This is a genomic window from Phocaeicola sp. ICN-14070, assembly GCF_037892625.1.
Taxonomy (GTDB): domain Bacteria; phylum Bacteroidota; class Bacteroidia; order Bacteroidales; family Bacteroidaceae; genus Phocaeicola; species Phocaeicola plebeius.
Window position 1 is genome coordinate 17,571 of record NZ_JBBKBF010000022.1, and the last position, 26,520, is coordinate 44,090.

Genomic DNA, 26,520 nt, shown 5'->3' on the forward strand with positions numbered 1-26,520 from the left:
ACGAATTAAGAAATAACAAATCAAAGATACTTACTCACTCTTTTTCCCCTGGAAGAATTCTTCCGTCTTGATGGCTTTTACACGTTCCTCTGCATATTCAATGGATTTTTTGTAGAAGTCTTGCTTGTTTTCATTTTGAACTGCTTGTAAGAATTTTTCGAACCAGGTTTTTTCCTGACTGGTATTTTTCATTAAATGATTCAAATATCCTAAACGAAAAAGGCTCATGTAATTGCGCGGATTGTACTCCAATACTTTTTTATGACACTTGATTCCTTCTTCGTATTTGCGTGATGAGGTATAGTTGGAGGCTTTGGTTTCATAAAGGAAAGATATTAGCATTTTGTCGGGTTGCAGCAGAACGATAGCTTCATCAATGATTTCATTTCCTTCATTCAAGAATCCCAGGTTGCTGGCCGCAATTCCATATTGAGAAAGGATATACACATTTTTTCGTTGCGTCTGTTCTGTTGCAAGTCTCAAGTAATCGTAAGCTTGTGAGAAACTGTCCCGACGTGCATACGACAATCCTAAATAGTAGTTGGTACTGGCTTGGTTGTCTCCTTCCTTTTTTATTTTTTGATACAAATCAATAGCTTTCTGGTATTGTTCTGACTCATAGTATACATGTGCTTTCAATCTGTTGATAGCCAGATCGGTAGAGTCAATTTCGGTGTATTTTTCTAAATAGTAAAGTGCGGTATCAGGTATCTCCAGCGTGAGGCAATTCTGTACTAATGACAATACATTAGGTTGATTCTCAATGTTTTGTTCAGCCATTTGGCGCCGATACATCAATGCCGAATCGGGTAATTCCAGTTTGTCATAGCATTTGGCCAACAAATCCAGCTTTTGTTCCGAAGTGTCATGATTTAAAGAGTCGCGATATAGCCTGATACTCTTTTGATAATAGCCTCTTTGGTAATAGCAATTTGCAACGGCATGTACCAATGTATCGGAGAAGTGAAGTTGCAGAGCGCGTTGATAACTCTCTAAAGCTTTCAGAAACTGACGTTTCTGAAAGCAGATTTCTCCTTGAGCATACATTATCTTCCAGTCTGCTGTATCAGTTTTTTCAAAGATGATAGATGAGGCTTGACAAATGGTAATTCCTGCTAGGTAGCATATAAACATAAATATTTTCATATCTTTTTTATTTTTCAGGTTGGAAAGAAACAGGTAGCGTAAATTCTATTCTCACTTTTGTCCCGTCGGCCAGCTCTGCGGGAGACCATTTGGGAGAACCTTTCAGCAATGTGATTACAGCGTTTTCAAAAGCTCTTTCTTTGGGAGCTTCAAGCACTTTAAAGTCGCAAAGTGTGCTATCTGTGTTTACTACAAACCGGACAATTACTTTTGCTTTTATGTTTTCTAGACCTTCGGGGTATTTCAGATTCTGACCGAACCATTGGTAAAAGGCTGTTATGTCCTTATCCTTGTCAAAACGAGGTTGCCGGGTTATTTGATCTTCCGGATATACGGATATGGTTTGTAGCATTTTGTCTTCTGTTGTTTTTTTATCTTGTGACAGAAGCCATTTTCCAGCTAATAGAATGAATAGCAATATAACCGCAGAAGCTAATATGTATATTGTTTTTTTTCTATGAGGTGTTTTCCTTTCGCTTCCCAAAAAGTATACATCATTTTCTTCTTTCATAATATACCTGTATTAAATTGTTTTTTCAATTAATGATTTTAATCCTCGCAAAGCTTCTTTGGATACATGAAGTGTGTATTTGACTGGAGAACTTGTATTCGCTAAAATCAGTTCTTGTTTGTTGATATTGATGACGTAAATAAAATTACTGTTGATTAGCAATCCTCGGCCAACACGGATAAACATTTTGGCACTATTTTTTAGTTGTTGCTCGATAATTCTTTCAAAGGATGATAAGTTAAAAGAAAAAGTATAATCCTCGCCATTTATCAATTTCATGGTAGTGTAACTTCCATCTGAACTGATATAAGCGATATCATTATTGGCAACCCTGACTAAAAGGGCATTGTTGGATACAATTAAATATTCAATCATAGCATCTAAACGTGATGTTGTTTTATGCAAATGAAAGAATTTTTATGGATATAGTCACTTTGTCAAGTGAACCGTTTTATGAAATCCCCGTTTCATTTTATGAAATTCAATAGGTCTTTGTGCCTTGTTTGAAACACAAGTACGTTTCACTTCAAACGCACTTGCGTTTAATCTAAAATGCACTTGCGTTTTAATCAAAACGTACTTGCGTTTGAGAGGAAACGTACTTGCGTTTTGAGGTGGCAATTATTACTTTATGAAGCGAAAATTGTAATGTACTGATAATATGCCTATTATTGAATTTTCTTTCGGTAAGAAGTCGGTGTCATCCCCATATGCTTTTTAAAGCACCGGTTAAAGTGTGCGACTGATTCAAAGCCGCATTCCAGACTGATTTCTGAAATATTCCATTTCCCGTTTAATAATAGTTTGCAGGCATAGCCAATTCGCATGTCCGTGATATGGTGTCTGAATGTTTTTCCGGTGTTTTCCTTGAAAAAACGGCAGAAGGCAGTTGGGTTCATGGCAGCGTATGAGGCTACATCCTCCAGGCAGATTGGCTGGGTGTAATGCTTGTTGAGGAAGGCCATGACCTTTTCAATCTTTCGTCCGTTAAACCGCGCTGGAATTGGATCGTAGGCAGGAGAGGAGATGACTTTTTCTGGAGTAAGATGCGTCAGTGCATCCAGCAGTTGCAGGAACTCCACTATTTGTCCCACCCCTTCTTTTTGTGGGATGCGCTTTATTATCTGCGGAATATCATCCGTGCAATTGGATAGTGAAAACAGCAGTCCTCTTTGTGCCTCTTCCAACAGGCGATTGATACCTTGAAACTGGCTGTAGTGCGAGAAAGCATATTGCATGAAATCCTTTTCAAACTGGATGATAACCCCGTTCACTCTTAATTCTTCCTTCAAGTCATATTCCGGTGCGTTTTCCAGGTAATGAGGAAGGTTGGAACCTAAAAGAAACAGTTGCTGGTCGGAGAAATCGGTCATGCCGTCGCCTGCCATTCCCAGGCCATATCCCTTTTCGATGTAAATCACTTCAAACTCACTATGGAAGTGCCAGGGATAAGTGAAGTTCTTGTAATCGTAGAACCGGGCCTTTAGCGGGTGGGCATCCGTAATATCCAGTTGTTCATTGAGTATCTTTCTCATGTTAGGAAAAGGAAAAAGTAAGATACTGCAAAGTTACGCAAATAACCTGCAAAAATTGGCAAATGTTCATGTTTATTTCTCCTCTAACTTTGGGGCAGATAAAAATGGACATAATATGAACAGTTTGTTTGATGTATCCGGAAAAGTGGCTGTAGTTACAGGCGGTTCCGGGGTATTGGGAAGTAACATATCTGAAGGCCTGTTGAAGGGCGGAGCCAAAGTTGTAGTGATTGGAGCACATTCTGACCGGGTGGAAAAAGCGTTGGAAAGACTTAGAACGACCGGGGGAGAAGTTTGCGGTTTTACCTGCAATGTGCTCGACATGGACAGTTTGCGGGAGGTGAAAGAAAAAGTGCTGGCCCAGTGGGGAAGGGTAGATATCCTGGTCAATGCAGCGGGAGGAAATATCCCGGGAGGTACGCTGGCTGAAACGCAGCACGTGTTCGATATGAAGGTGGAAGACTTGAACAAGGTGGTAGACCTGAACCTGAACGGTACGGTATATCCTTGCCTGGTGTTCGGGGAAGTTATGGCCGCACAGAAAAGCGGTAGTATTATCAATGTGTCTTCCATGGCGTCTTATGAAGCCATTACCCGTGTGCCGGGCTACTCCATGGCCAAGAGTGCAGTAGAGAATTTCACCCGCTGGATGGCTCAGGAAATGGCCTTGAAGTTCAGTGAGAAAATTCGCGTGAATGCCATTGCGCCCGGTTTCTTTATCGGAAACCAGAATCGTGCCGTACTGATAAATCCTGACGGTTCGCTGACGGAACGTAGCCGGAAAGTCATAGCCAAGACTCCGATGAAGCGTTTTGGTGACATCTCAGAACTGAATGGAGCCGTACAGTTCCTGTGCAGTGAGGCGGCCAGCTTCATTACGGGAGTTACTTTGCCCATCGACGGAGGATTCAGTTCATTCAGTGGAGTATAATTTAAGGGAACGGTAACGATGGAAAAGACTTGGAGATGGTTTGGTAAGAAAGACCGCATCACGCTTTCCATGCTTCGGCAGATTGGGGTGGAAGGCATTGTGACAGCGCTTCACGAGGTGCCCAACGGAGAGGTTTGGACCACAGAGGCGATTAATGACTTGAAAAACTATATTGAATCGTACGGCATGAGGTGGTCGGTTGTAGAAAGTCTTCCGGTGTGCGAGGCTATCAAATACGGTGGCCCTGAGCGTGATGCCTTGATAGAGAATTACAAAATCAGTCTGGCTAATTTGGGGAAATGCGGAGTGAAGACCGTGTGCTACAACTTTATGCCGGTCATCGACTGGATACGTACAGATTTGCATTATGCCTTGCCCGACGGAAGTTCTTCGCTTTACTTTAACCGGATACGTTTTGCCTATTTCGACTTGAAGATTTTGCAGCGTGAAGGAGCGGAGCGTGATTATTCACCGGAAGAATTGCAGAAGGTGGAAGAACTGGACTGCCATATTACTCCTGAGGAAAAAGCCGAACTGATAGATACGATTATTGTTAAAACTCAAGGGTTTATCGACGGTAACATTCAGGAGGGAGAACAATACCCTGTCCGTAAGTTCCGTGAACTGCTTGCATTATATAAAGGAATAGACCGCCAGAAGCTGAGAGAAAATCTGTGTGAATTCTTGAAAGCAGTGATGCCGGTGTGCGATGAATATGAAGTTAATCTGTGTATTCATCCGGATGATCCTCCTTTTCAGGTGCTCGGTCTTCCGCGTATTGTCACCAGCGAAGAAGACATTGACTGGCTGCTACATGCCGTGGACAATCCGCATAACGGACTGGCTTTCTGTGCCGGTTCCTTGAGCTCCGGAAGTCAGAATGATACCCGTGAACTGGCCTGCCGCTTTGCTCGGAGAACCCATTTTGTCCATCTTCGCAGTACGGAAATATTGCCTGAAGGAGATTTCAGAGAGACATCACATCTGGCCGGAAGAGGTCATTTGCTGGAGCTAATCCGTATTTTTGAGAAAGAAAATCCCGGACTGCCCATGCGAGTAGACCATGGACGTACGATGCTGGGCGATGAAAAAGAAGGATACAATCCCGGTTACTCTTTCTACGGACGTATGTTTGCCCTGGCACAAGTGGAAGGTATGATGGCAGCAGTCCGTGATGAAATGACCAGCGGGATGATATAACTCAGGGCTGTTTTTGCGTGCGGTACTCTTTGGGAGAGATGCCGGTATTTTTCTTGAAAAAACGGCTCAGGTAAGAAGAGTCCGGAAACTGACAGAGGGAGGCTATTTCTGCAATGGATAAAGCCGGATTGTTGAGCAGGACTTTCAGTTCGGCAGTCAGCTGTTCGTCGATAAGCGCTTTCGGAGTCTTTCCGTTGGAGTAGGTTTCCGTAATTTCGTGCAGGTAACGCGGAGAGATGCAGAGCTTTCCGGCATAGAACGATACCTGATGCATTTGTGCGGCATGTTCGTGAATCAGGTGCATAAACCTGTGAAACAAAAGTTGCTTCCGGGTGTACGATTCGGCCACTGATACGTACGTGTCGGGAATGGAACTGAAAAGCCACATCAGCATACCTTGCAGGAAATTCAGTTCCAGCCGTTCGCTGAATGCAGAAGGAGGCTGGGTAAAAAGCAGTTGTCCCATGTTCATCCATAGACTGATGTTTTTCCAGCTTTCTTCTTCGTGGTTGTATTGTGGAAACTCTCTCATGTAGTTGAAATACGTGGTGTCGAGTGAAATGGCTGCCTGTAGAAAGAGCTTCTTGGGATAAAGCAGAAAGCGGACGTGAAAATCATCGGATGCATCTATAAGTTGCATGATACTTCCTTCCCAGAAAATAAGTTCTGACATTTTGTGTAGGTGAAATTGCTGTGCACCGGTGGAGAGAATACCTTCTCCGCTGGTGCATTGTAGTTGAATGCCACAGTCGAAATGGAGCAGGGAAGCTTTCAGAAAGGCCAGATTGCCTTCATCATAATGGATGGCGGTGAGAGATGATAATAAGGAAATATCCATGTGAAGATGGTTTTATGAAACAAAAATACGGTTTTTCTTCGAGAAAAAGAGGAGCTAGTTCCGATTTTGAAAAATTTTGTGCGGTAAAAGGAAGATGAAAACTTCGTCATAATGTCTAATTTTGCAGCGTTTTAAAAAAAAGGATATTATGACAAGACAATAGTTCGTTAAAAATTCGCCAAGCCTAAGCGGCTCTGGCAGTAAATAAAATGAGTTCTTTGAAAAGTTTGTCAATAACTTGCGGGTCTGGGCTAATCCCAAACACGCAAATAAATCGTTCAAGCATATAAGCATTGTGTATGAAAGACTTGCAGGAGAATATGGAATAGGTTATTCCGAGCCTCTTACATGCCGCTTTGGCCAAGTTGACAGCAGCAAGCGATGCATTGAAGTGAAAATCCAATTTCCTGAAGTCGATAGACTGGCAGTTGGTGATTCCTGCATGCTGCTTGCCATCTCTAAAGCAAAATTCCAACTGGAACCTGGTTCTGTAATAATCCAGCACCTCGCGTCCATCCATGGAATCGTCTGTAGAGAAATAAAGCTGCCACTTGTCTGTTCTTCCGTCCATCGGATACCAGATGGCTAAGAAACATACCTTTTGAAAGCTTTAGCATAAACCCTCAATCCGTATAGCTTTCCCTTGTTCACCTCGTATTCCTTGCACCGGGTCAAATCCAGATTGGCAAAGTCAATCCTGCCGTCAAACCACTTGGGATGGCCACGTTTTCCTGTTTTCTGTTCCAATGTCGGATAGTACAGGATTACGTCATTCCGAAAGCGGCTGATGACATGGAAACCGTTCTCACACATAGGTGTTATGAATGTTTCCTTGGAAAAGAATGCGTCTGCAACCACCGTTCTGGACAGGCTCTGTAGCTTGTCTTTTCTACTGATAAGATAGCTGCTGTACCAGTCAACGAGGTTCTTGTCCATATTATCCAAGGTCTTACAATCCGGTGTCTGAATGGAACCTAAAGTCATGCATTCATGGTTGTCGATGTCAATGACACCGATGCCCATGATTTCCAGTCCACGCTTGTATTCTCCTGCACAACCAGACCAGAAGTAACCTATCCAAGGTGTCTTCTTGCCTGATTTGGGAATATAGGAAGGGTCGATGGCAATGGCTTTTCTTTTGCCTGTGAGATGCTTGCTGATGATAGATCCGTTGAACGCAAACCAGTCGAAAGTTTCATGCTCAAAAAGGTTACGATAAGTCTGTTCTGAGAAACAGCCATATCTGCCCAATTGAAGGAAATTTATACGATCTGGGATGGCCATGAATAATTTCATGGTGTCCATGAATGCTTTTTCAAAAGGTTTGTGTATATTCGCTACTGATTTGAGAGCCGACAGGCACTCGGATTGGTATTGCATAAGGAGTGTTTCTTTAGTCATAATCAGAAGAGTTCAGGGACTTCTAATTTACTAAAAACCAACGAATTATGCAGTGTTTTTTTTACCTTTATTATCAGCAGGTTAGCACATTTTTTTCAGCACATTTCTTCATGCTTAACCATTCGTTTTTGACAACATTTCAATGACCTCTTTAGTGTTTCCGAACCGACTTTTGCCGGTTTTATTGTTTAACTTTTAATTTTTCGGTAAAAATTTACCGAAGTATTGTTCGCTTTATAAGTAAGGGCTGGTGTTTCATTGGTATAGAATGACTACTCTTTTTTAGGTATCTTTCAAACGTTTGATGGAGTGAAGTAGCAGGCTGAATTATTCCTGAATTTTATATGTGTTAGTAAATCAGTGATTTATGTGATATGCCTTTTGAACTATAAAGAAATTTCCTTCTACCTATAATTCAGTATCTTTTTGTTTGTAAAATTCGTAATTTTTAGGTATTGATAGCCTTTTTTGTGTAGTCTACCTTTGCGGTGTTCAAAAATCGCAGAGAAATGAAAAAAAAAGTTAGTTTATTTTTAACCGCTCTTTGCTGTGCCGTAGGAGCTGTTTCGGCCAGTGAAGTTGATTCGGTGCAGGTGGCTGAAGTATACGGAAATGTAACAGCATGCAAACAGCATACGGACAATGACGAATATACCCGTTTCCGTGTAGGAGGCTATGGAGAAGTTGTGGCCAGTTTTAAGGATTATGGCATCAATCGTTATTACGGTAATCCCAATGGAAACACCCGTGATCATCGGAACACGATTTCTATTCCGCGCTTTGTGCTGGCAATGGATTATAAGTTTACTCCGAAATGGATTTTGAGCGCAGAAATCGAATTTGAAGCCGGAGGAACCGGGTCTGCCATGGAGCTGGAGAACTCGGAAAACGGCGAATATGAAACGGAAATGGAAAAAGGGGGAGAAGTGGCCTTGGAGCAGTTTCATATCACCCGTCTTATTCATCCGGCTTTCAACGTACGGGCAGGACACATGATTGTGCCGGTGGGATTGACCAATGCACATCACGAACCGATTAATTTCTTCGGCACAGTGCGACCGGAGGGTGAAACCACCATCCTGCCATCTACCTGGCATGAAACGGGTATTGAGTTTTTCGGTACGTTGGGAAAAGGATATGCCACTTTCGACTATCAGGTGCTGGTGGTGGCCGGATTGAATGCCAACGGGTTCGACCGGAATACCTGGGTAGCCAGCGGTAAGCAGGGCTTGTTTGAGGAAGATAATTTCAATTCTCCGGGGTATGTGCTTCGTGTAGATTACCGTGGAGTGCCGGGGCTGCGTGTGGGAGGTTCTTTTTATTATTGTGCCAATACGGCAGGTAATTCCGACAAACCCAATTTCTACGAGGGACAGAAAGCACCGCTACGAATTTATTCAGGCGACTTGCAATACAAGAATGACTATGTGACCGCACGTGCCAATGTGGTCTATGGTAATCTGAGCAACTCAAAGTTTATTAGCAGCAAGAATGTACGTTTGTCGAACAATGCTTCTTACAGCCGCGTGGTTCCGGTAGCTAAAAATGCGGTCAGCTATGCCGGAGAAGTGGGTGTGAACCTGCGTTCCATTTTCAATCACAATCCCAAAGTTCCTGTGATTTATCCGTTTGCCCGCTATGAATACTATAATCCGCAAGAAAAAGGAGAAGCCGGGCAGACCATGGACTTGCGTAACAAGGTCAGCATGTGGGTGGCTGGATTGAATTGGTTTGCTTTGCCTAATCTGGTGGTGAAGGCAGACTATACTACCCGTCAGATTGGTACAGGAAAGATGTTCGGTACCGGACCGTATACCAGTGAAAATGAGTTTTCCATTGGCTTGGCCTACATCGGCTGGTTTTTCAAGAAATGATTTATTAACTCCTAAAAAACTATTATGTATATGAAAAAGAATTTCTTTTATGCGGCAGCCTTGGCAATGGGGCTGACCTTTTCGATGACAGCGTGCAGTAACGAAGACACACCGACAGAACCGACCGATGCGGCCAACATTGACTATACGTCGGAAAACGCGACGAGCTGGAACAACTACATGAAGGCAGTAGTTACTTTACTCCGCAAAGATGCTTCCGACTTGTATGGCTATTGGGCTACCAGTTACAAGGGAGGTGAAAGTTATGCTGTGACCTTTAAAAATCATGGGGCACCGTTCAACAGTGCAGGTTCTTGCGTGCAGCAAGTGATAGACGGTTGTGTAGACATAGCTAATGAGGTGGGAGAAACAAAAATCGGTGACCCATATTCTAAATACCAGGCAGGGAAGGTGACAGAAGCCCTCTACGCCGTGGAATCGTGGTATAGCTGGCATTCGCGCGAAGACTATTCCAATAACATCGTATCTATTTGTAATGCTTTCTGCGGCGTGCGCAGTGAGGCTTTGATTAGCGGAGCCGCTATTGATAAAACTCAGGTGGCTGCGCAATCTTTGTACACGGTATTGGTGAGCAACGGACAGCAGGAATTGGCAGATAATACTTTGTCGGCCATCAAGAATGCTTACGATAAGATTTTAGCCATCCCGCAACCGTTCCGTAACCATATCAACAGCGAACAGAGTCTGGCGGCTCAGGAAGCCTGCAGTGAACTGAGTGTATTGTTGAAAGATAAAGTGAAACCGGCTTGTGATGCATTGTCGGAAGCAGTGTTGAGTCCGGTGGTAAAGAACTACGTGGATGTTGTGGTATTACCCACTTATTCAGACCTGAAAGACAGAGTGGCTACTTTGTATGATAAGGTGAATACGCTGGCAGCCAACCCAACCAACCAGGCTTTCAAGGATGCTTGTGATGCGTGGATTAGTGCCCGTGAACCGTGGGAGAAGAGTGAGGCTTTCCTGTTTGGCCCGGTAGCCGATCAGGGACTTGACCCGAACATGGACAGCTGGCCGCTTGACCAGGCTGCCATCGTGAACATCCTGAATTCAGGGGATTACAGCCAGATGGAATGGAGTGGCGATTACTCTGAAGACAGTGAAGCCATTTCTGCCGCACAGAATGTACGTGGTTTCCATACCCTGGAATTTCTGTTGTTCAAAGACGGACAAGCACGTACGGTAGATTAAGCATGAAGATAAATTTTTGATGAATGACAGGCAGGGGAGTAAAGAAGGGGAAGTCCTCCTTTACTTCCTCTGTATGTTTCCGAAAAAGAGAAGAATAAATGAGAATAGTAAAACTTTTGTTATACGGACTTTTCCCCTGTTTTCTATGGAGCTGTGAGAGAGAAGGAACCGACCAGCAGTACGTGGAGGTGCCGGAAGGCTTTGCACTGTCAGCCGGTACGGCTACTAATTTTCTGACTTCTTCGAAAGCTTATGATTTTGAAGCGTCGTGGCTGTCGGGTATTTACAGCAGCCGTTTCAACGACGGAGATGGATTGTATGACGATGTGCGTACCAGTAGTAATCAGGATGGTGGATTAGGTCCCGTGTATGCCGGTTATTCTTGCGGTAGTTGTCACCGCAATGCCGGACGTACCAAGCCTACCTTGTGGAGTGAAGGTGGCTCAGGAAATTACGGTTTTTCTTCCATGTTGGTATATATCACCCGAAAGAACGGAGCCTTCTTCCAGAACTACGGCCGTGTGCTTCATGATCAGGCCATTTATGGGGTGGAACCGGAGGGAAAATTGTCAGTGAAGTATGACTACCAGACATTCGAATTTCCCGATGGAGAAACTTATGAACTTTGCAAACCGACCTATACCATTACGGAGTGGTATGCCGATAGTATCCGTCCGGAAGATTTGTTCTGTTCTGTCCGTATACCGTTACGTCATGTGGGGATGGGGCAGATGATGGCACTCGACCAGAAAGAAATCGAAGCATTGGCTGCCAAAAGTAATTACCCTGAATACGGCATTAGCGGACGGTGCAATTATATCAGTGAGCGTGGAGTAACTCGTTTGGGACTTTCGGGCAACAAGGCACAGCATGCCGATTTGACGGTGGAATTAGGATTCTCCAGTGACATGGGGGTGACCAACAGCCGTTATCCTGAGGAGATATGTGAGGGACAGATACAGATGGATCAGGGCAGTATGATGGGACTTTCGTACGACCAGCTGGACGTGTCGACCGAGGACATGGAGGATGTGGACTTGTATATGCACTGCCTGGGTGTGCCGGCCCGCCGGAATGTGAATGATCCGCAGGTACAGAAAGGAGAACAGAAATTCTATGAGGCGAAATGTCACCTTTGCCATGTGACTACGCTGCATACAAAAGTAAGAGGAGCCACACTGCTGAACGGTACGGAACTACCGTGGTTGGGCAATCAGACCATCCATCCGTATTCTGATTTTCTGCTGCATGATATGGGGTCGGAAATTATGGGTGTGGGTTTGAACGACAATTACGTAAGTGGTCTGGCCCGGGGGAATGAATGGCGTACCACTCCATTATGGGGCATCGGCTTGCAGGAAGTGGTGAACGGACATACCTATTTCCTGCACGACGGACGCGCTCGTAACCTCGTAGAGGCTATCATGTGGCACGGAGGAGAGGCGGAAGCTTCGAAAAACTTGTTTAAGCGCATGAGTAAGGAAGACCGTGATGCCTTGATTGCGTTTTTAAATTCACTTTAATCATTAAGTATAGAAACTGATAACTTATGAAAAAAATACTGACTGCCTTGTGTCTGTCTGCGTTAATGCCATTGACAGCACTGGCACAACATGAAGAGGATACGGAAAATGGTATCGTGTCGTTGGCTGGGAGAGAAGGATTTACCATCGCTTCTAAGAAAGGAGATTTTGTGTTCAAGCCTTATCTGTTAGTGCAGACAAGTGCCAACTTCAACTGGTATGATGATGAAGGACTGGACAAGGCCTATAATCAGGACAATGTGGCTAACTCAGGCTTTGCTATTCCTTATGCAGTGTTGGGCTTTACAGGGAAAGCCTTTGGCAAAGTGTCGTTCAATCTGTCACTGAATGCAGCGGCTACGGGCGCAGCCTTGTTGCAGCAGGCTTGGTTCGATGTGGAGCTGAAAAAACAGTTTTCTATCCGCGTGGGTAAGTTTAAGACTCCTTTTTCGCATGCTTACCTGACTACGTTAGGAGAAACCTTGATGCCCTCCTTGCCGTTGTCGCTGACCGCTCCAGTGATTCTGCCCTATTCGTTGAATGCCGTGACTCCCAATATCGGAACAGGATTCGACTTGGGAGTGGAAGTACACGGGCTGCTGGCGGATAAGTTTGGTTATGAAGTGGGACTTTTCAATGGTACGGGTATTTCGGTGAATACGGCAGGAAAGACCTTCAGTGACGACTGGCACATTCCTTCCTTGCTTTATGCCGGACGCTTTACCTATATGCCCAAAGGAGTGATGCTCTCTACGCAGGGAAATCCTAACCGGCTGAACGAAGACAAGTTGATGCTGGGAGTATCCACTTCATTGAATGTGGAGAGTGAAAATGAAAGTACGAACGATTACCGTGCCGGACTGGAGTTTGCCATGTTGAAAAGAAAACTCTATCTGGGAGCGGAAATGTATTACATGCACGTGGGCTTTACCAAACGGCAGAAAATTGACCAGGGGTATCACTACCTGGGTGGATACGTACAGGGAGGCTATTTTGTGACTTCCCGCTTGCAAGCTACGGCACGTTATGATTTCTTCAACCGTAACGGAATGGATACAAACGGATTCATGAATATGCCGGCCGTGGGAGTAAACTATTTCTTTAAAGGCTGCAACCTGAAACTACAGGCTATGTATCAGTTTGTAGGACGCTGGGGACACGATACACAACTTGACCGTGACAATGACGACTTGGGTATAGCGACCCATAATGCCACGGTGATGCTTCAGTACACGTTCTAAAGAGGAGGGTATGATGAAAAGAAATGTGTATGGATGGATACTCTTGGGGCTGGGAATCCTATGCTTGGTCTCCTGCGATGAAGGACGTATCTATGAAGCGGTGCCTGCTACGGCAGAAGGCGGACGTACGGTGAAGTTCACCGGAAAGGTAACGGGTATGGATACCTGGCCCTCCGGATATACGGTAGCTGTAGCCGGTTTTGATGCGAAAAGTGAATATGCACTGACCTCTGCCAATGTGATGCCTTCGCAGATAGGAGAAGATGGTACGGTCCAGGTGGTGATGTCGGGAGTGACAGATGAAGTCACTCAAATCGAATTGTGCGTGATTAACCGCATTCGAGAGCGGGTAGTGACCTTTGCCAGGGTCGATTGCTCGGAAACGGCAGAAGACACGATTCGTATGGACGTGGGTGCACAGCAAGTCGGCATGTTCCAAGCTGTGCAACAGCAAGTGTTTGATTTCCGCTGTGCCAGTTGCCATGGAGGAAGCACTTCAGCGGCAGGGCATTTGTTCCTGACTACAGGAAAAAGCTATGAACAGCTGGTAAATGTCCCGTCTGTAGTGAATCCGGAAGTCATGAGGGTGAAACCGGCAGATGCGGAAAACAGCTTTTTGTATCAGGTACTGCATGAAAACGGTCACGTGCACCATGACCATCAGGACATTCTTTCGGCTGAGTCGGTATTATTGAACTTGATAGATGATTGGATAAATGGAGGTGCCAAACCTTGAATATTAAAATAGTATGAATATGAGCCACAAACAACTACGAAACCACAAGTCACAAGAAAATACATTAGTAGAAATTTCACGTTTTGAACCGGCTGAAGGAGTCGCTGAATACCATGTGATGATTCATGTTACCCAGCCTTCTTTGACGTATCAGGAGCAATTGGATACTTTGCTCGATACCTATTATCAGCTGTTGGAGAATGAGTTGAAGGGAGCTGTTGCTGTGTTCAAGCGTTATTTTTTAAGCGATGCTGCCAATCAGGCCGACTGGCTGGCGGTACAGGTGCCGGAAAGCTCGGTCTGTGCCTGTTCGATTGTGGAACAGCCCCCACTGAACGGAACAAAAATAGCTTTATGGGTATATCTGCAATCCGGTGTGCAATGTCGTGCGCTGGAAAGCGGATTGTTCGAAGTGTCACATGGGGCTTACCGCCATCTGTGGGGTGGTTCGGCTTGTAACCGGGCGGCCAATTCAGAATACCAGACTCGTTTGCTGCTGAATGATTATATCCTGCAACTGATTGCACAGGGAGGGCATCTGGCCGAGAACTGCATTCGTACCTGGTTTTTTGTACAGAATGTAGATGTGAATTATGCCGGAGTGGTAAAAGCCCGTAACGAAGTGTTTGTGACGCAGGGGTTGACACCACAAACACATTATATAGCCAGTACCGGTATCGGCGGGCGTCATGCCGATACACAGGTACTGGTACAGATGGATACGTATGCCGTATTAGGTATCCGTCAGGAACAGATTCATTATTTATATGCACCGACTCATTTGAATCCTACGTATGAGTATGGAGTAAGTTTTGAACGTGGTACGTATGTGGATTATGGCGACCGACGTCAGGTTTTTATATCCGGTACGGCCAGTATCAATCACAGGGGTGAAGTGGTGTATCCGGGCGATATCCGGAAACAGACCGAACGCATGTGGGAAAACGTGGAGGTCTTGTTGAAGGAAGCAGAAATGTCGTTCGATGACATCGGACAGATGTTGGTTTACCTGCGCGATGCAGCAGATTATACCATAGTACGGGAGATGTTCGACCAGCGTTTCCCGGAAATACCAAAAGTGATTCTATTGGCTCCTGTCTGTCGTCCGGGTTGGCTGATAGAGATGGAGTGCATGGGTACAAAAATGATGAAGCATACACAGTATCCTGATTTTTAGTTTGTATGAAAGAACGTCTGTGGAAAAACGTCTGGGTAGTTCTTTATGTGGTGCTGATGGGAGTATTGGCCATAGCTACTTTTTTAGAGCATGCATACGGAACAACTTTTGTTCAGACACATATATATCATGCTTGTTGGTTTTGTGGCTTGTGGGGTGCGCTGGCTTTTGGGCTTGTGCGGGCATGTGGCAAATGCCGGTTGTGGAAGCGCCTCCCGGTCTTGTGGTGGCATGGCTCTCTTTTAGTGATACTGGGAGGGGCCATGCTTACCTACCTGACAGGTGAAAAAGGGTATGTACATCTGGTGCAGGGGCAAGAAGTGAAGAGTTTTATCCGGACTTCCGATCAGCAAACGAGGGTGTTGCCTTTCAGCCTTTCTTTGGACAGCTTCAGGGTGGTTTATTATCCGGGAACGGAAGCTCCTTCTGATTACAAGAGTTACGTGGGTTGTAAAGTGAATGGACAATGGAAAGAAGAGGTAATTTCAATGAATCATATTCTTTCTGTAGAAGGTTATCGTTTTTATCAGTCATCATACGACCCGGATTTGTCTGGAAGCTGGTTGAGTGTAAACTATGACCCTTGGGGAATTGCTGTGACCTATGCCGGGTATTTGTGTCTGGCTTTCTCTTCTTTATGGCTGTTAGGTAGCCGGAGGGAGACTTTTTTCCGCTTGTTACGTCATCCGCTATGGAGAAAAACGGGACTACTATGGCTGGGAGTATGTGCTTTCCAGTTGACGGCTCAAGCTCGTCCGGTCAGTGTCCTGTCCCGGCAGGATGCGGAAAAGCTGAAGATGCGTCAGGTGATATACCACGACCGTGTGGCGCCCTTCCATACTCTGGCCCGTGACTTTGTAATCAAGTTGAGCGGAAAACCTTCTTATCATGGCTTGACGCCGGAACAGGTGGTGGCCAGCTGGTTACTTTATCCCGAAGAATGGCAGCACGAACCGATGTTTCGGGTGAAAAGTGAACGGTTGAGGCAGGAATTAGGATTGAAATCGGAGTATGCCGCACTGGTAGACTTGTTTGATGGAAAGACCTATCGGTTGGAGGGATTGTTGCAGAGACTACAGGACGAAGTGCGAAATACGCATGAGAAAGGCTGGTTAGAGAACCGTCAGGCAAAAAAGTTGGAAAAAGAAGTGTTGGAACTGGATGAGAAGGTCGGTATGGTACTGATGCTTCAGAAAGGTACTTTTATCCGTCCTTTGCCGGAGGATGGAAGTGTCACTCCGTTATCGCCGTTAAGAATACGTGCAGAGATTTTCTATCATGCGGTACCGTTCACTAAAATTTTGTTTATGGCTAATCTTTCTTTAGGCTTGCTGGCTTTGGGATGGTGGGTCTATTCCTATGTGATGCAAGAAGGCGATAAGGCAAGAAACTGGAGGAGTAGGTGGCGACGGATATGGGTGTGGGCTGTATGGATGGCCTGTCTGTTTCATTGGACTTCTTATTTGCTTCGTTGGTATATTGGAGGACGGATTCCTTTGGGAAACGGACATGAAACGATGCTTTTTTTAGCGGGATTTCTGTTATTGTGTACTTGTATCTGGCAGCGACGGTTCTCGTTTTTGCTTCCAACCGGTTTATTGCTTTCCGGTTTTACCTTCCTGGTGGCTTATCTGAGCGAGATGAATCCGCAGATAACCCCGTTGATGCCGGTATTGCTGTCACCCTGGCTGAGTCTGCATGTATCATTGATTATGGTGTCGTATGCCTTATTTGCTTTGATGTGTCTGTGTAGTATCCTGGCATTGAGTATTCGGCGGCATACATGGCAGCGGCAACGGCTGACTTTATTTTGTCGGGTCTTGCTTTATCCGGCAGTGTTGTGCTTGGGAATTGGAATTTTTATCGGTGCGGTATGGGCCAACGTGTCCTGGGGGAGCTATTGGGCTTGGGATCCGAAAGAAGTCTGGGCTCTGATTACTTTCATGCTTTATGGAATGGCTTTTCATGTGCAAAGTATCCCTCGTTTCAGAAATCCGTACTTTTTTCATTGGTTTTTAATCGTTTCGTTCTCTGCCATACTGATGACCTATTTCGGCGTAAACTATGTACTCGGAGGAATGCACAGTTATGCCGGATAAGTGATAGCTTTTTATCATTTTGGGCGAATGATTTGTTTATTGATAGTTTTTCATTACCTTTGGATAGTGAATTTAAAAATGGACGAAGTATGAAATCTTTGAATTATGCATTAGTCAGTTCGCTCTGTGCATTAGTTATCGGTATATTATTGGTCACATGGCCAGATGTAGCAGTGAGTTACCTGGTAATTACTATCGGGGTGTTGTTCCTTATTCCCGGACTGGTCGGATTGTTTTCTTATCTGGCCTTGTTGAACAAGAGTAAGGTAGATACTCCTCGTCCGGGGTTTCCTATAGTTGCGTTAGGCAGTACACTTTTCGGTGTATGGCTGATTATCATGCCTTCTTTCTTTATCGGGGTGCTGATGTATGTGTTAGGCATTCTGTTGGTTTTGGGTGGTATCAGTCAGCTGGCTAATCTGATTGCAGCTCGTTCATTTATGCCGGTTTCATTTGGGGTGTATGTAGTGCCCGTATTGATTTTGGCAGCGGGAATTACGGTCTTGTTCAATCCGTTTGCTACGGCTGAGATACCTTTTATTGTGTTGGGAATTTCTTCCATTGTATATGCATTGATGGATATGTTCCGTTTGTTGCGTTTCCGTAAAAAGAACAAGAACATACAAGATGTGACACCTATAGAAGAAATTAAGGAATGAAGCGATTTGACAGGCTTGATTTATTGCCGGAAGGCCAGGATATGGTGGCTGGTATAGACATGACGGGTGGTTTTTACCGCTTGTTCCAGAATTCAGCGCCTTTTCCGGGGTGTGTTTTTCTGCTCTGTCTGAGGGGAAGCTGCCGGGTGAAAATCCATTTGACATGTTATGACTTGAAAGAAGGGTCTTTGGCCATTATATTCCCGGGAGTATTTTTTCAGATTCAGGAGCAGAGTAAGGACTGCCGGTTTATTTTTGTCGGTTTTTCCAAAAAGCTGATAGAAGGAGCCAAGTTGTTTTCTTATACCGTGGAGTATACTCCTTATATCTTTGAACGGCCGGTAATTGAGATGAAGAAAGATGTATATGAATTGTTCCGGGATAGTATCCGTCTCTTGATTCGCCGACAGAAGATAAAAGAAGAAATGAGCGGAATGCAGATCAGTTTGATTTATACGCAATTACTCCTTTCTTTAGGTGGCGTATATAAGAAAAGAGGAGAGGAGGAAGATTCGCCGAGATATAATCGAAATCAAGAAATTGTAAAGGAGTTGGTTCGTATTATTGTGCAATATTATAAAACGGAACGCAATGTATCTTTCTATGCCGAGAAGTTGCATCTTTCGCCTCAGCATCTGAGTACAACGGTGAAAAAAGTTACAGGAAAGACCTTGACCGACATTCTTTCTTCGTTCATCATACGCGATGCACAAGCTAAGCTCCGTTCTACGGATATGACAGTACAGGAAATAGCCTACTCGTTGAATTTTTCGGACATTTCCTTCTTTGGAAAATACTTCAAACGTTATACGGGCATGTCGCCCAAGCAGTATCGGAACATGTAAAAACAATAAGGGCAGGTGTATTTGTTTACGCCTGCCCTTATTGTTTTTTGAGGATTATCTTTTATCCAAACATTGGAGTGATATATTGTGTCAGCAAGTATCCTCCGCCTACCAACCAGATGTAAAGCAATCCTGCCAGCAAGAACGGTTTGGCACCAGCTTGTTTGAATTTCTCTAGACTGGTATCTGTACCCAGTGCCGTCATGGCCATTGTCAGCATGAAGGTATCGATGTACTCAATGGCACCGTTCAGTGGAATATCTTTTACGGTTTCGGCACCTGTGAGGTATTGCAACAAGGAGTTCAGACAGATGATACCGATGAATCCGAATGCAAACCAGGGAATAGTGATTTTGCTCTTTTCGGCTTTACCTTCAGGATTTGTTTTTTTCCGTCCTGCCAATGCAAAGCTCATGATGACCAGTACCGGTGCCAGCATCATGACGCGGATCATCTTGGTGATGGTAGCTGTTCCGGCAATTCCTAATGAATCGGTCGGGTCCATGGCATTTCCGGCTCCTGCTACGTGAGCAACCTCATGCAGGGTACTTCCTGTGTAGATGGCTACTCCCGTATCTCCCAGTGCATCCAGCATACCGGCACGGTACATAATCGGATAGAGGAACATGGAAATGGTTCCGAAAATGACTACCGTAGATACGGCAATGGCCGTTTTATGTCCTTCACATTTTACCACCGGTTCTGCACCCAGTACGGCTGCTGCTCCACAGATGGCGCTACCTGTGGCTGTCATAAGAGAAGTATCTTTGTCCATTTTCATCAGTTTACCCAGCCAGATACCTAGGAAAATAGTACCGGCTACGATGATGGCATCGATAACCACTGCGGGGAGTCCTACAGCGGCTACTTGTGTCAGTGTCAGACGGAATCCGTAGAGTACGATACCGGCACGCAGTACCTGCTTGGTGCAGAACTTGATACCTGGAACCCATGTTTCAGGCAGTTTGTTGCGCAGGCTGTTGGCATAAAGCATTCCCAAAATGATACCCACAATCAGCGGACTGCAAGAAAGACTTTTCACGAAGGGTATTTCGGCAATGTAGAAGGCTGCAAAAGAAAATAATGCAATCAATAAAATACCATGGAGGGTATTGGCTCTGTTTCCTTTCTTGAACATATCAGTTTATTTTTTAGTGATTTTGATTTTATTTCGGGCGCAAAGATAGAAGATTTCCATGGAATGTCCTATTTACATTTTTTTATGCGTGATAACCAAAAGTAATAATGTGTATTGTCTAGGCCTTTATTCGGTGGTTTTGTGCTTCTTGCTTTTTATGCTATCTTTGCATGGAATTAAAAATGGAAAAGAAATGAAATTATTGATCAAGTCATGTCTGGCAGTAGCTTTATTTGCTGGCATCTGTCTGGTTGGATGTAAGGAAAAGGACATGTCAATGAAAATGAACAATCCGCGCAATATCAGGGGAGTCATCAGCTATAAACGTTCGTTCGGAGATTTGAATGATGTACAGCTGGTTACAGCCAAGAAAATAGGTATTCGTCCTATCAGTACCCGTGAAGAGGCGGAAGAAATGAAGGACCGGTTGATTGAAATTGCCGCTTGTGAACGCTATGGTCTGGACTCTTTGACACATTCAATTCCCTACCTGATACCTCAGGCCAGTGCGCTGCTGGATACCATTGGAGTTAATTTCTTGGATTCACTGGAAAACAAAGGACTGAACCCCAATAAAATCATTGTAACGTCCGTGACTCGTACGAAGGATGACGTAAAGCGTCTGCGGAGAACCAACGGAAATGCTTCGCTGAACTCCTGCCATTTTTATGGAACTACGTTTGATGTGAGCTGGAAGCGTTTTGAGAAGGTAGAAGACCCTGATGGCCGTCCTATGCAGGATGTAAGTTCGGATACATTGAAGCTGGTGCTGTCGGAAGTATTGCGTGACCTTCGTAAGGCAGACCGCTGTTATGTGAAATATGAGTTGAAACAAGGTTGTTTCCATATTACTGCCCGATAATTCAAGAAGTTATGTTCAGGTATTTTATTTATTTGGCCTACGACGGTACTAACTATCATGGCTGGCAGATACAGCCGAACGGAAGCAGTGTGCAGGAAACGCTGATGAAAGCGCTGCATACTTTCTTGCGGGATGAGGCCATTGAAGTGGTGGGGGCCGGACGTACGGATGCCGGAGTACATGCCCGCCTGATGGTGGCACATTTTGATGTGGAATGGATGCTGGATGAAGATACGGTGACGGATAAACTGAACCGTTTGCTGCCGCCGGATATATCGGTGTACCGTGTGCGGAGAGTGAATCAGGATGCGCATGCCCGTTTTGATGCGACTTATCGTACGTACAAATACTACGTCACTACACAGAAGAATCCGTTTAACCGGGCATATTGCTGGCGTTTGTTCCAGCCTCTGGATTTTGCAAAGATGAATGAGGCAGCACAGACCTTGTTCGATTACACGGATTTTACGAGCTTCAGTAAATTGCATACGGATGTGAAGACCAATAACTGCAAGATTATGCATGCCCACTGGGATCAGGTAAGCGAAACGGAATGGGTATTTACCATTCAGGCAGACCGCTTCCTGCGCAATATGGTTCGGGCCATTGTCGGTACGCTGGTAGAAGTAGGCCGCGGCAAACTTTCGGTGGAAGGTTTTCGGAAGGTGATAGAAGAAAAGAACCGCTGCAGTGCAGGTACATCCGTACCGGGACATGCACTCTTCCTGGTCGATATAGGCTATCCGGATGAATTATTTCCGCTGGGCTAGTCTTTTTCGGTAAGATATTTCCAGAAACGGACCGGCATATCCTTTTTGTGTTTTACGGGATTCAGTCGGGATTGAATACATACACTGTGAAAATAGCTTTTCCAGCCCTCCTGGAAAAGCTTTTCATTTTTATCCAGCAGCTCATCTTCCAACTTGCCATGTCGCAGGAAGGCAGCACGAGAGTCTTCAAATGTAATTTCGCTGACTTCTTTCAGGTCGTAATAGTAGCCGTAGTGACGGCGTGCATCGTAGATTATCCACGGCTGATCGGCAAACCGGTCGCGAAAATGATGGATGGTCAATGGATAGACGTTGTAAAGAGGTTCCATGATACCGAAATATACCTGGTCGGCTGTTTTTTGAAAGCGCATGAACTGAAGTACCCTCATTCGCTCGTCCGCTACTTTTTTGCTGAGCTGATACACTCCTAACACATCCGGGTCTGCGAAATTTTGTTCGATAGAGGCTGGTGCATCGGTTACTTTCCGCATGTAGCGAAAAAGGAGCATGGCAGCTTCCGGTGTCTCCGAGAGCCAGCAATAGGTAAGGGAGGCAAGTGCTCTTCGGGAAAGTTTACGTGATAACAGTTTCCAAACCCGTTCTGTCTTTTCCGCATCTGTTACCACCTGATGTACCTCCTCATGAAAAAGCGGAAGCGGGTCCTTCTCTGCAAGTAGCAAGTCGGGAAAAGTCCGGCGATAATATGCATCGAATAAGGCGGTAAGCAGACCTTCAAAAGTGGAATCGTATTGAAAAACTATCATGGTTTATGAGAATTTCGTATCTTTGTGTATAGAGGATTTCAGGGAGCAAAAGTAGTAAAAACGATAAACTGAAACAAAAGGAACAGTTTTTTGTTATATAATAAAAACAGATTGAATGATGAATTATAAATCTATGCTCTTGGGACTGATGGCCACAGTGGCCGTCTTCCAGTCACAGCCTGCTCAGGCTTGCACAGGTATCACCTTGACAGCAAAAGACAGCACACGCATTCTTGCCCGTACCATTGAATGGGGTGGAAGTGACTTGAACAGTTGCTATGTGGTAGTGCCACGTGGTTATACGGTTCAGTCGTATGTGCCCGGCGGACAGGATGGCATGAAATTTACGGCAAAATATGGATATGTGGGCCTTGCGGTAGAACAAAAGGAGTTCGTGGCAGAAGGTTTGAACGAAGAAGGTCTCTCTGCCGGTCTGTTCTATTTCCCGAATTACGGACAGTATGAAGCGTATAAAGCAGAATATAAATCGTCTTCCATTGCCGATTTGCAGTTGGTTTCCTGGGTATTAGGCAACTGCAAGACGGCGGATGAAGTGATGGAAAGCCTGAAGCAGGTACATGTAGTGGCCATTGACCCGCGTGCATCGACTGTGCACTGGCGTTTTGCTGATGTGTCAGGACGTCAGGTGGTATTGGAAATCGTAGACGGTGAATTGCATTTCTTTGAAAACAACTTGGGAGTACTGACTAACTCTCCAGGATTTGAATGGCAACTGACCAACCTGAATAATTACGTCAATCTGTATCCGGGCAGTGCCCAACCTCAGTCGTTAGGGAATGTGGCTCTTCGTTCTTTCGGAGCTGGAAGCGGATTCTTGGGTATTCCCGGTGATGTGACTCCTCCTTCTCGTTTTGTACGGGCTGCCTTTTATCAGGCTACAGCTCCTGTGCAGGACAATGCCCGTCAGACCGTACTTCAAGGATTTCATATTTTGAACAACTTTGATATTCCATTGGGAATTGAGTTCGCGGAAGGGAAAGTGCCTGTCAATATCCCAAGTGCTACACAGTGGACTTCGGCCACGGATATGCAGCATCGGATGATTTATTATCGTACCATGTATAATTCTGCTATACGTAGTATTGATTTGAACAAGATTGATTTTCAGCGTGTCAAGTACAGAGCGGTACCATTGGATACCATAAAGGAACAGCCTGTAATGGAAGTTTCTATTCGCTGAAAAATGTAGAATGTATAAAAGTAAGGAAGCTGCCTTCACTCGTTTGTGGGGGCAGCTTCTTCTGTATCTCCAAAGTCGAAACTCAGCTGACGCTCGTCTATCTTCTTGCGAGGAGTAGGGAGCAGAAGTTTCCGTATTCCGTAGGCACCTAACTCATGAATGGTCTTGTCGGGCAACTCATTACAGGTGATGAAGTATTTGGCCTTCTTCATGACGGCTCCCATCTTCTTCAGTTCATAGAAACCGATGCGTGAAAAACGGCGGGAAGCCACAATCAGGCGGGCGGATTTTACTCCGATGCCCGGCACACGCAGGATGGCTTCATAATCGGCGGTCTGTATATTGACGGGGAAAAACTCCGGATGGCGAAGAGCCCAGGCCAGTTTCGGGTCAATCTCCAGGTCCAGATTAGGACTCTGGTCGTCCACTATCTCGTCTACCTTGAACTGATAGAAGCGTAGCAGCCAGTCGGCCTGATATAGACGGTTTTCGCGTACCAAAGGTGGTTGTTTCAAAGTAGGAAGTCGCTTGTCATACGTATTCACCGAAATATAGCCTGAATAATACACTCGTTTCATGGTAGGTTCTTCATACAGCGAAGAAGATACCTGCAAGATGTCCTTGTCAGTTTCGGGGGTGGCTCCTACAATCATCTGGGTACTTTGTCCGCCAGGAGCAAAGCGGGGAGTGTGACGATAGTGCTTGCGCTCTTCCTGATAAGTCTGTATGCCTTGCTGGATGTATTTCATCGGGAGATACACACTTTGGTGGTCTTTTTCCGGTGCCAGCAGTTTTAAATTCTTTTCTGTCGGGATTTCTAGGTTGACACTGAGACGGTCGGCATATAGTCCGGCTTCCCGTACCAGTTCTTCACTGGCACCGGGGATACTTTTCAGGTGGATGTAACCATTGAAACGATGTACCAGCCGCAGGTCTTTGGCCACCCGTACCAGGCGTTCCATGGTGTAGTCGGGATTGCGTACCACTCCCGAACTAAGAAACAGTCCTTCTATATAATTCCTCCGGTAGAACTCCATGGTTAGCTCCACCAGTTCTGTAACGGAAAGGGTGGCTCGTGGAATGTCGTTGCTCACCCGGTTGATGCAGTAGGCACAATCGTAGATGCAGTAGTTGGTCAGCATAATTTTGAGCAGGGAAATGCAGCGTCCGTCTTCTGAAAAGCTATGACAGATGCCCCATCCTCCTACTGTATTGCCGACTCCTCCCCGTGTGTTTTTGCGGGAAGTACCGCTGGAAGCACACGACACGTCGTATTTGGCGGATTCAGTCAGGATTTTTAGTTTTTGTATTACCTGTTCGTTCATTTCCCTTTTATTTTCAGATTTAAAGGTAGAGAGAGTTGCGGATATGTGCAATGCTTCTGTGAGATTTCTCGTAAAAAACGTACATAATGTGTGTAAAACCGAACAGAGTGTCCGATATCGGACACTTCTTAAAATTGTTTTTATGTTGTAAACCAGTCGTTTATTGTTTTGGCATGGATGTTGCATTCAGAAAATGCGGATATAACGTAAAAATATGGATCGGGAAATATCAAAAGAAGTACGAATAAAGGCACGCAATAAGAAGCTTATACAATATGGTAGTATTGGAGCCGGATGCGTGATATTGTTGGTTTTGCTTTTTTCATGGACGCGCAGCAGTGTGAAAGAGAGTGAACTGGTGTTCTCAGAAGTGACCAGAGGAACCATTGAGGTGAGTGTAAGTGCATCGGGAAAAGTAGTACCAGCCTTTGAAGAAATAATCAATACTCCGATTAATTCGCGTATTGTGGAGGTGTATGGAAAAGGGGGAGACAGTGTGGATGTAGGTACTCCGTTGCTGAAACTGGATTTACAGAGTACCGAGACTGAATATAAGAAATTGCAGGATGAGGACCAGATGAAACGTTATCAGCTGGAGCAGTTGGAGATTAATAACCAAACGTATCTCAGTGATTTGGAAATGCAGGTAAAGGTATCGGCTATGAAGCTGAACCGGATGAAGGTGGAATTTCGGAACGAGCAATATCTTGATAGCTTGGGTTCTGGTACGACCGACCGGGTGCGGCAAGCGGAATTGAATTATCAGACGGGCAAGCTGGAATTGGAACAGCTTCGTCAGCAGTTGGATAATGAGCGGCAGGTGAAAGCAGCCGACTTGAAGGTTAAGCAGTTGGAATATGAGATTTTCCGTAAGGAGATGGCGGAGATGAAGCGAACCTTGGAAGATGCGCAGATACGTTCACCAAGGAAAGCCATTCTTACCTATATTAATAATCAGGTGGGAGCGCAGGTGACGGAAGGTACCCGATTGGCTGTGGTTTCAGACCTGAGTCACTTTAAGGTGGAAGCAGATATTGCCGATATTTATGCAGATCAGGTCATGGCAGGAGGACGGGCCATCGTAAAGATAGGCAATGAAAAACTGGAAGGTCAGATAAGCAGTGTGACGCCTTTATCTAAAAATGGAGTGATTTCTTTTATTGTGCAGCTGTCTAATGACCATCACCGCCGGTTGCGTTCGGGACTGAAAGTGGATGTGTATGTGATGAATGCCGTGAAAGAGGGCGTATTGCGAATAGAGAATGCCAGTTATTATGTGGGAAAAGGAGAGTATGAACTTTTTGTACGGGATGGAAAAGAGGAACTGGTCAAGCGGAAGGTGGAACTGGGAGATTCTAATTTTGAATATGTGGAGGTAGTTTCCGGACTTCAACCGGGCGACCATGTGGTAGTCAGTGATATGAAAGAGTATAAGAATAAGCATAAGATAAACTTGAAACACTAAGTTTTATGGATTGGCAAGTTTGAGATAAGATAAAGATGAAAAATACGTTGATATGGTACAAAATTTAATG

Annotated in this window: 23 protein-coding genes and 1 pseudogene; 15 read left to right on the forward strand and 9 right to left on the reverse strand. The window is 45.0% G+C overall.

What is annotated here, in order from left to right:
- Nucleotides 1–30 precede the first annotated feature (30 nt).
- The 4 genes from WKT20_RS08040 to WKT20_RS08055 form a co-directional block, all read right to left on the reverse strand.
- Nucleotides 31–1,146, reverse strand: coding sequence for a tetratricopeptide repeat protein (locus WKT20_RS08040; RefSeq protein WP_131201014.1), 1,116 nt, complete (start codon nucleotides 1,144–1,146; stop codon nucleotides 31–33).
- A gap of 7 nt (nucleotides 1,147–1,153) precedes the next feature.
- Nucleotides 1,154–1,657: an energy transducer TonB gene (locus WKT20_RS08045; protein ID WP_117703011.1), complete on the reverse strand. Its 504-nt coding sequence runs from the start codon at nucleotides 1,655–1,657 to the stop codon at nucleotides 1,154–1,156.
- A 12-nt stretch (nucleotides 1,658–1,669) separates the two neighbouring features.
- Nucleotides 1,670–2,062, reverse strand: a complete 393-nt coding sequence (locus WKT20_RS08050; protein WP_223805063.1) for a LytTR family transcriptional regulator DNA-binding domain-containing protein — start codon at nucleotides 2,060–2,062, stop codon at nucleotides 1,670–1,672.
- Between the two features lie 263 nt (nucleotides 2,063–2,325).
- Nucleotides 2,326–3,192 (reverse strand): AraC family transcriptional regulator, encoded by an 867-nt coding sequence (locus WKT20_RS08055; RefSeq protein ID WP_117703009.1) that lies wholly within the window; start codon nucleotides 3,190–3,192, stop codon nucleotides 2,326–2,328.
- A gap of 115 nt (nucleotides 3,193–3,307) precedes the next feature.
- Here WKT20_RS08055 and WKT20_RS08060 point away from each other — a divergent pair, with 115 nt between their 5' ends.
- Together WKT20_RS08060 and uxuA are read left to right on the forward strand one after the other, a co-directional pair.
- Entirely contained in the window at nucleotides 3,308–4,123 is an 816-nt protein-coding gene (locus WKT20_RS08060) for an SDR family oxidoreductase (protein ID WP_317346108.1), read from the forward strand.
- 18 nt (nucleotides 4,124–4,141) lie between these two features.
- On the forward strand, nucleotides 4,142–5,323 hold the full coding sequence (gene uxuA / locus WKT20_RS08065) for a mannonate dehydratase (RefSeq protein ID WP_340417185.1): 1,182 nt from the start codon (nucleotides 4,142–4,144) through the stop codon (nucleotides 5,321–5,323).
- 1 nt (nucleotide 5,324) lies between these two features.
- Here uxuA and WKT20_RS08070 read toward each other — a convergent pair whose 3' ends face one another.
- Nucleotides 5,325–6,161 carry a helix-turn-helix transcriptional regulator gene (locus tag WKT20_RS08070; RefSeq protein WP_118244732.1) on the reverse strand — a complete coding sequence of 279 codons (837 nt, stop codon included), beginning with the start codon at nucleotides 6,159–6,161 and terminating at the stop codon, nucleotides 5,325–5,327.
- A 184-nt stretch (nucleotides 6,162–6,345) separates the two neighbouring features.
- Nucleotides 6,346–7,562: pseudogene (locus tag WKT20_RS08075) on the reverse strand (transposase).
- A 509-nt stretch (nucleotides 7,563–8,071) separates the two neighbouring features.
- On the opposite strand from WKT20_RS08075, the gene WKT20_RS08080 reads away from it, so the two are divergent.
- The 9 genes from WKT20_RS08080 to WKT20_RS08120 all read left to right on the forward strand — a co-directional run bounded on the left by WKT20_RS08080 (nucleotide 8,072) and on the right by WKT20_RS08120 (nucleotide 18,925).
- A complete protein-coding gene (locus WKT20_RS08080; RefSeq protein WP_117702448.1) occupies nucleotides 8,072–9,436 on the forward strand; it encodes a hypothetical protein in 1,365 nt (454 codons plus the stop codon).
- 30 nt (nucleotides 9,437–9,466) lie between these two features.
- Nucleotides 9,467–10,645 carry an imelysin family protein gene (locus tag WKT20_RS08085; RefSeq protein ID WP_181976339.1) on the forward strand — a complete coding sequence of 393 codons (1,179 nt, stop codon included), beginning with the start codon at nucleotides 9,467–9,469 and terminating at the stop codon, nucleotides 10,643–10,645.
- 104 nt (nucleotides 10,646–10,749) lie between these two features.
- The gene (locus WKT20_RS08090) at nucleotides 10,750–12,168 is read left to right on the forward strand and encodes a di-heme oxidoredictase family protein (protein WP_409072374.1); all 1,419 of its coding nucleotides are present in this window, start codon (nucleotides 10,750–10,752) and stop codon (nucleotides 12,166–12,168) included.
- Nucleotides 12,169–12,194: 26 nt separating this feature from the next.
- Entirely contained in the window at nucleotides 12,195–13,409 is a 1,215-nt protein-coding gene (locus tag WKT20_RS08095) for a porin (protein ID WP_117702451.1), read from the forward strand.
- A gap of 10 nt (nucleotides 13,410–13,419) precedes the next feature.
- Nucleotides 13,420–14,145, forward strand: coding sequence for a hypothetical protein (locus WKT20_RS08100; RefSeq protein WP_340417186.1), 726 nt, complete (start codon nucleotides 13,420–13,422; stop codon nucleotides 14,143–14,145).
- Between the two features lie 19 nt (nucleotides 14,146–14,164).
- Nucleotides 14,165–15,322 carry a Rid family hydrolase gene (locus WKT20_RS08105; protein ID WP_118165866.1) on the forward strand — a complete coding sequence of 386 codons (1,158 nt, stop codon included), beginning with the start codon at nucleotides 14,165–14,167 and terminating at the stop codon, nucleotides 15,320–15,322.
- A gap of 5 nt (nucleotides 15,323–15,327) precedes the next feature.
- Nucleotides 15,328–17,421, forward strand: a complete 2,094-nt coding sequence (gene ccsA, locus WKT20_RS08110) for a cytochrome c biogenesis protein CcsA (RefSeq protein WP_118242749.1) — start codon at nucleotides 15,328–15,330, stop codon at nucleotides 17,419–17,421.
- 89 nt (nucleotides 17,422–17,510) lie between these two features.
- On the forward strand, nucleotides 17,511–18,080 hold the full coding sequence (locus WKT20_RS08115; protein ID WP_340417187.1) for an HdeD family acid-resistance protein: 570 nt from the start codon (nucleotides 17,511–17,513) through the stop codon (nucleotides 18,078–18,080).
- Nucleotides 18,077–18,925: a helix-turn-helix domain-containing protein gene (locus tag WKT20_RS08120; protein ID WP_117702454.1), complete on the forward strand. Its 849-nt coding sequence runs from the start codon at nucleotides 18,077–18,079 to the stop codon at nucleotides 18,923–18,925. The genes WKT20_RS08115 and WKT20_RS08120 overlap by 4 nt, the downstream gene beginning before the upstream one ends.
- A gap of 61 nt (nucleotides 18,926–18,986) precedes the next feature.
- On the opposite strand, the gene WKT20_RS08125 is transcribed toward WKT20_RS08120, so the two are convergent.
- Nucleotides 18,987–20,063, reverse strand: coding sequence for a YeiH family protein (locus WKT20_RS08125; RefSeq protein ID WP_117702455.1), 1,077 nt, complete (start codon nucleotides 20,061–20,063; stop codon nucleotides 18,987–18,989).
- Between the two features lie 193 nt (nucleotides 20,064–20,256).
- Between WKT20_RS08125 and WKT20_RS08130 the strand changes: the two genes are divergently transcribed.
- Complete coding sequence (locus tag WKT20_RS08130; RefSeq protein WP_340417188.1) at nucleotides 20,257–20,925, forward strand: DUF5715 family protein; 669 nt, start codon at nucleotides 20,257–20,259, stop codon at nucleotides 20,923–20,925.
- A gap of 11 nt (nucleotides 20,926–20,936) precedes the next feature.
- The gene (gene truA, locus WKT20_RS08135) at nucleotides 20,937–21,695 is read left to right on the forward strand and encodes a tRNA pseudouridine(38-40) synthase TruA (protein ID WP_117702456.1); all 759 of its coding nucleotides are present in this window, start codon (nucleotides 20,937–20,939) and stop codon (nucleotides 21,693–21,695) included.
- On the opposite strand, the gene WKT20_RS08140 is transcribed toward truA, so the two are convergent.
- Nucleotides 21,692–22,459, reverse strand: a complete 768-nt coding sequence (locus WKT20_RS08140) for a TIGR03915 family putative DNA repair protein (RefSeq protein ID WP_195204057.1) — start codon at nucleotides 22,457–22,459, stop codon at nucleotides 21,692–21,694. The genes truA and WKT20_RS08140 overlap by 4 nt on opposite strands.
- Nucleotides 22,460–22,592: 133 nt before the next feature.
- Here WKT20_RS08140 and WKT20_RS08145 point away from each other — a divergent pair, with 133 nt between their 5' ends.
- Nucleotides 22,593–23,660 carry a choloylglycine hydrolase family protein gene (locus WKT20_RS08145; RefSeq protein ID WP_340417191.1) on the forward strand — a complete coding sequence of 356 codons (1,068 nt, stop codon included), beginning with the start codon at nucleotides 22,593–22,595 and terminating at the stop codon, nucleotides 23,658–23,660.
- Nucleotides 23,661–23,695: 35 nt separating this feature from the next.
- On the opposite strand, the gene WKT20_RS08150 is transcribed toward WKT20_RS08145, so the two are convergent.
- The gene (locus tag WKT20_RS08150; protein ID WP_270653351.1) at nucleotides 23,696–24,985 is read right to left on the reverse strand and encodes a putative DNA modification/repair radical SAM protein; all 1,290 of its coding nucleotides are present in this window, start codon (nucleotides 24,983–24,985) and stop codon (nucleotides 23,696–23,698) included.
- Nucleotides 24,986–25,199: 214 nt separating this feature from the next.
- On the opposite strand from WKT20_RS08150, the gene WKT20_RS08155 reads away from it, so the two are divergent.
- Nucleotides 25,200–26,450, forward strand: coding sequence for an efflux RND transporter periplasmic adaptor subunit (locus WKT20_RS08155; protein ID WP_117702459.1), 1,251 nt, complete (start codon nucleotides 25,200–25,202; stop codon nucleotides 26,448–26,450).
- Nucleotides 26,451–26,520 lie beyond the last annotated feature (70 nt).

What these genes read in the sequence shown, in the direction of transcription:
- WKT20_RS08040 (WP_131201014.1), bottom strand. Translation starts at nt 1,146, where the DNA reads ATGAAAATATTTATGTTTATATGCTACCTAGCAGGAATTACCATTTGT.
- WKT20_RS08045 (WP_117703011.1), bottom strand. Translation starts at nt 1,657, where the DNA reads ATGAAAGAAGAAAATGATGTATACTTTTTGGGAAGCGAAAGGAAAACA.
- WKT20_RS08055 (WP_117703009.1), bottom strand. Translation starts at nt 3,192, where the DNA reads ATGAGAAAGATACTCAATGAACAACTGGATATTACGGATGCCCACCCG.
- WKT20_RS08060 (WP_317346108.1), top strand. Translation starts at nt 3,308, where the DNA reads ATGAACAGTTTGTTTGATGTATCCGGAAAAGTGGCTGTAGTTACAGGC.
- uxuA (WP_340417185.1), top strand. Translation starts at nt 4,142, where the DNA reads ATGGAAAAGACTTGGAGATGGTTTGGTAAGAAAGACCGCATCACGCTT.
- WKT20_RS08070 (WP_118244732.1), bottom strand. Translation starts at nt 6,161, where the DNA reads ATGGATATTTCCTTATTATCATCTCTCACCGCCATCCATTATGATGAA.
- WKT20_RS08080 (WP_117702448.1), top strand. Translation starts at nt 8,072, where the DNA reads ATGAAAAAAAAAGTTAGTTTATTTTTAACCGCTCTTTGCTGTGCCGTA.
- WKT20_RS08085 (WP_181976339.1), top strand. Translation starts at nt 9,467, where the DNA reads ATGAAAAAGAATTTCTTTTATGCGGCAGCCTTGGCAATGGGGCTGACC.
- WKT20_RS08095 (WP_117702451.1), top strand. Translation starts at nt 12,195, where the DNA reads ATGAAAAAAATACTGACTGCCTTGTGTCTGTCTGCGTTAATGCCATTG.
- WKT20_RS08100 (WP_340417186.1), top strand. Translation starts at nt 13,420, where the DNA reads ATGATGAAAAGAAATGTGTATGGATGGATACTCTTGGGGCTGGGAATC.
- WKT20_RS08105 (WP_118165866.1), top strand. Translation starts at nt 14,165, where the DNA reads ATGAGCCACAAACAACTACGAAACCACAAGTCACAAGAAAATACATTA.
- ccsA (WP_118242749.1), top strand. Translation starts at nt 15,328, where the DNA reads ATGAAAGAACGTCTGTGGAAAAACGTCTGGGTAGTTCTTTATGTGGTG.
- WKT20_RS08115 (WP_340417187.1), top strand. Translation starts at nt 17,511, where the DNA reads ATGAAATCTTTGAATTATGCATTAGTCAGTTCGCTCTGTGCATTAGTT.
- WKT20_RS08120 (WP_117702454.1), top strand. Translation starts at nt 18,077, where the DNA reads ATGAAGCGATTTGACAGGCTTGATTTATTGCCGGAAGGCCAGGATATG.
- WKT20_RS08125 (WP_117702455.1), bottom strand. Translation starts at nt 20,063, where the DNA reads ATGTTCAAGAAAGGAAACAGAGCCAATACCCTCCATGGTATTTTATTG.
- WKT20_RS08130 (WP_340417188.1), top strand. Translation starts at nt 20,257, where the DNA reads ATGAAATTATTGATCAAGTCATGTCTGGCAGTAGCTTTATTTGCTGGC.
- truA (WP_117702456.1), top strand. Translation starts at nt 20,937, where the DNA reads ATGTTCAGGTATTTTATTTATTTGGCCTACGACGGTACTAACTATCAT.
- WKT20_RS08140 (WP_195204057.1), bottom strand. Translation starts at nt 22,459, where the DNA reads ATGATAGTTTTTCAATACGATTCCACTTTTGAAGGTCTGCTTACCGCC.
- WKT20_RS08145 (WP_340417191.1), top strand. Translation starts at nt 22,593, where the DNA reads ATGCTCTTGGGACTGATGGCCACAGTGGCCGTCTTCCAGTCACAGCCT.
- WKT20_RS08150 (WP_270653351.1), bottom strand. Translation starts at nt 24,985, where the DNA reads ATGAACGAACAGGTAATACAAAAACTAAAAATCCTGACTGAATCCGCC.
- WKT20_RS08155 (WP_117702459.1), top strand. Translation starts at nt 25,200, where the DNA reads ATGGATCGGGAAATATCAAAAGAAGTACGAATAAAGGCACGCAATAAG.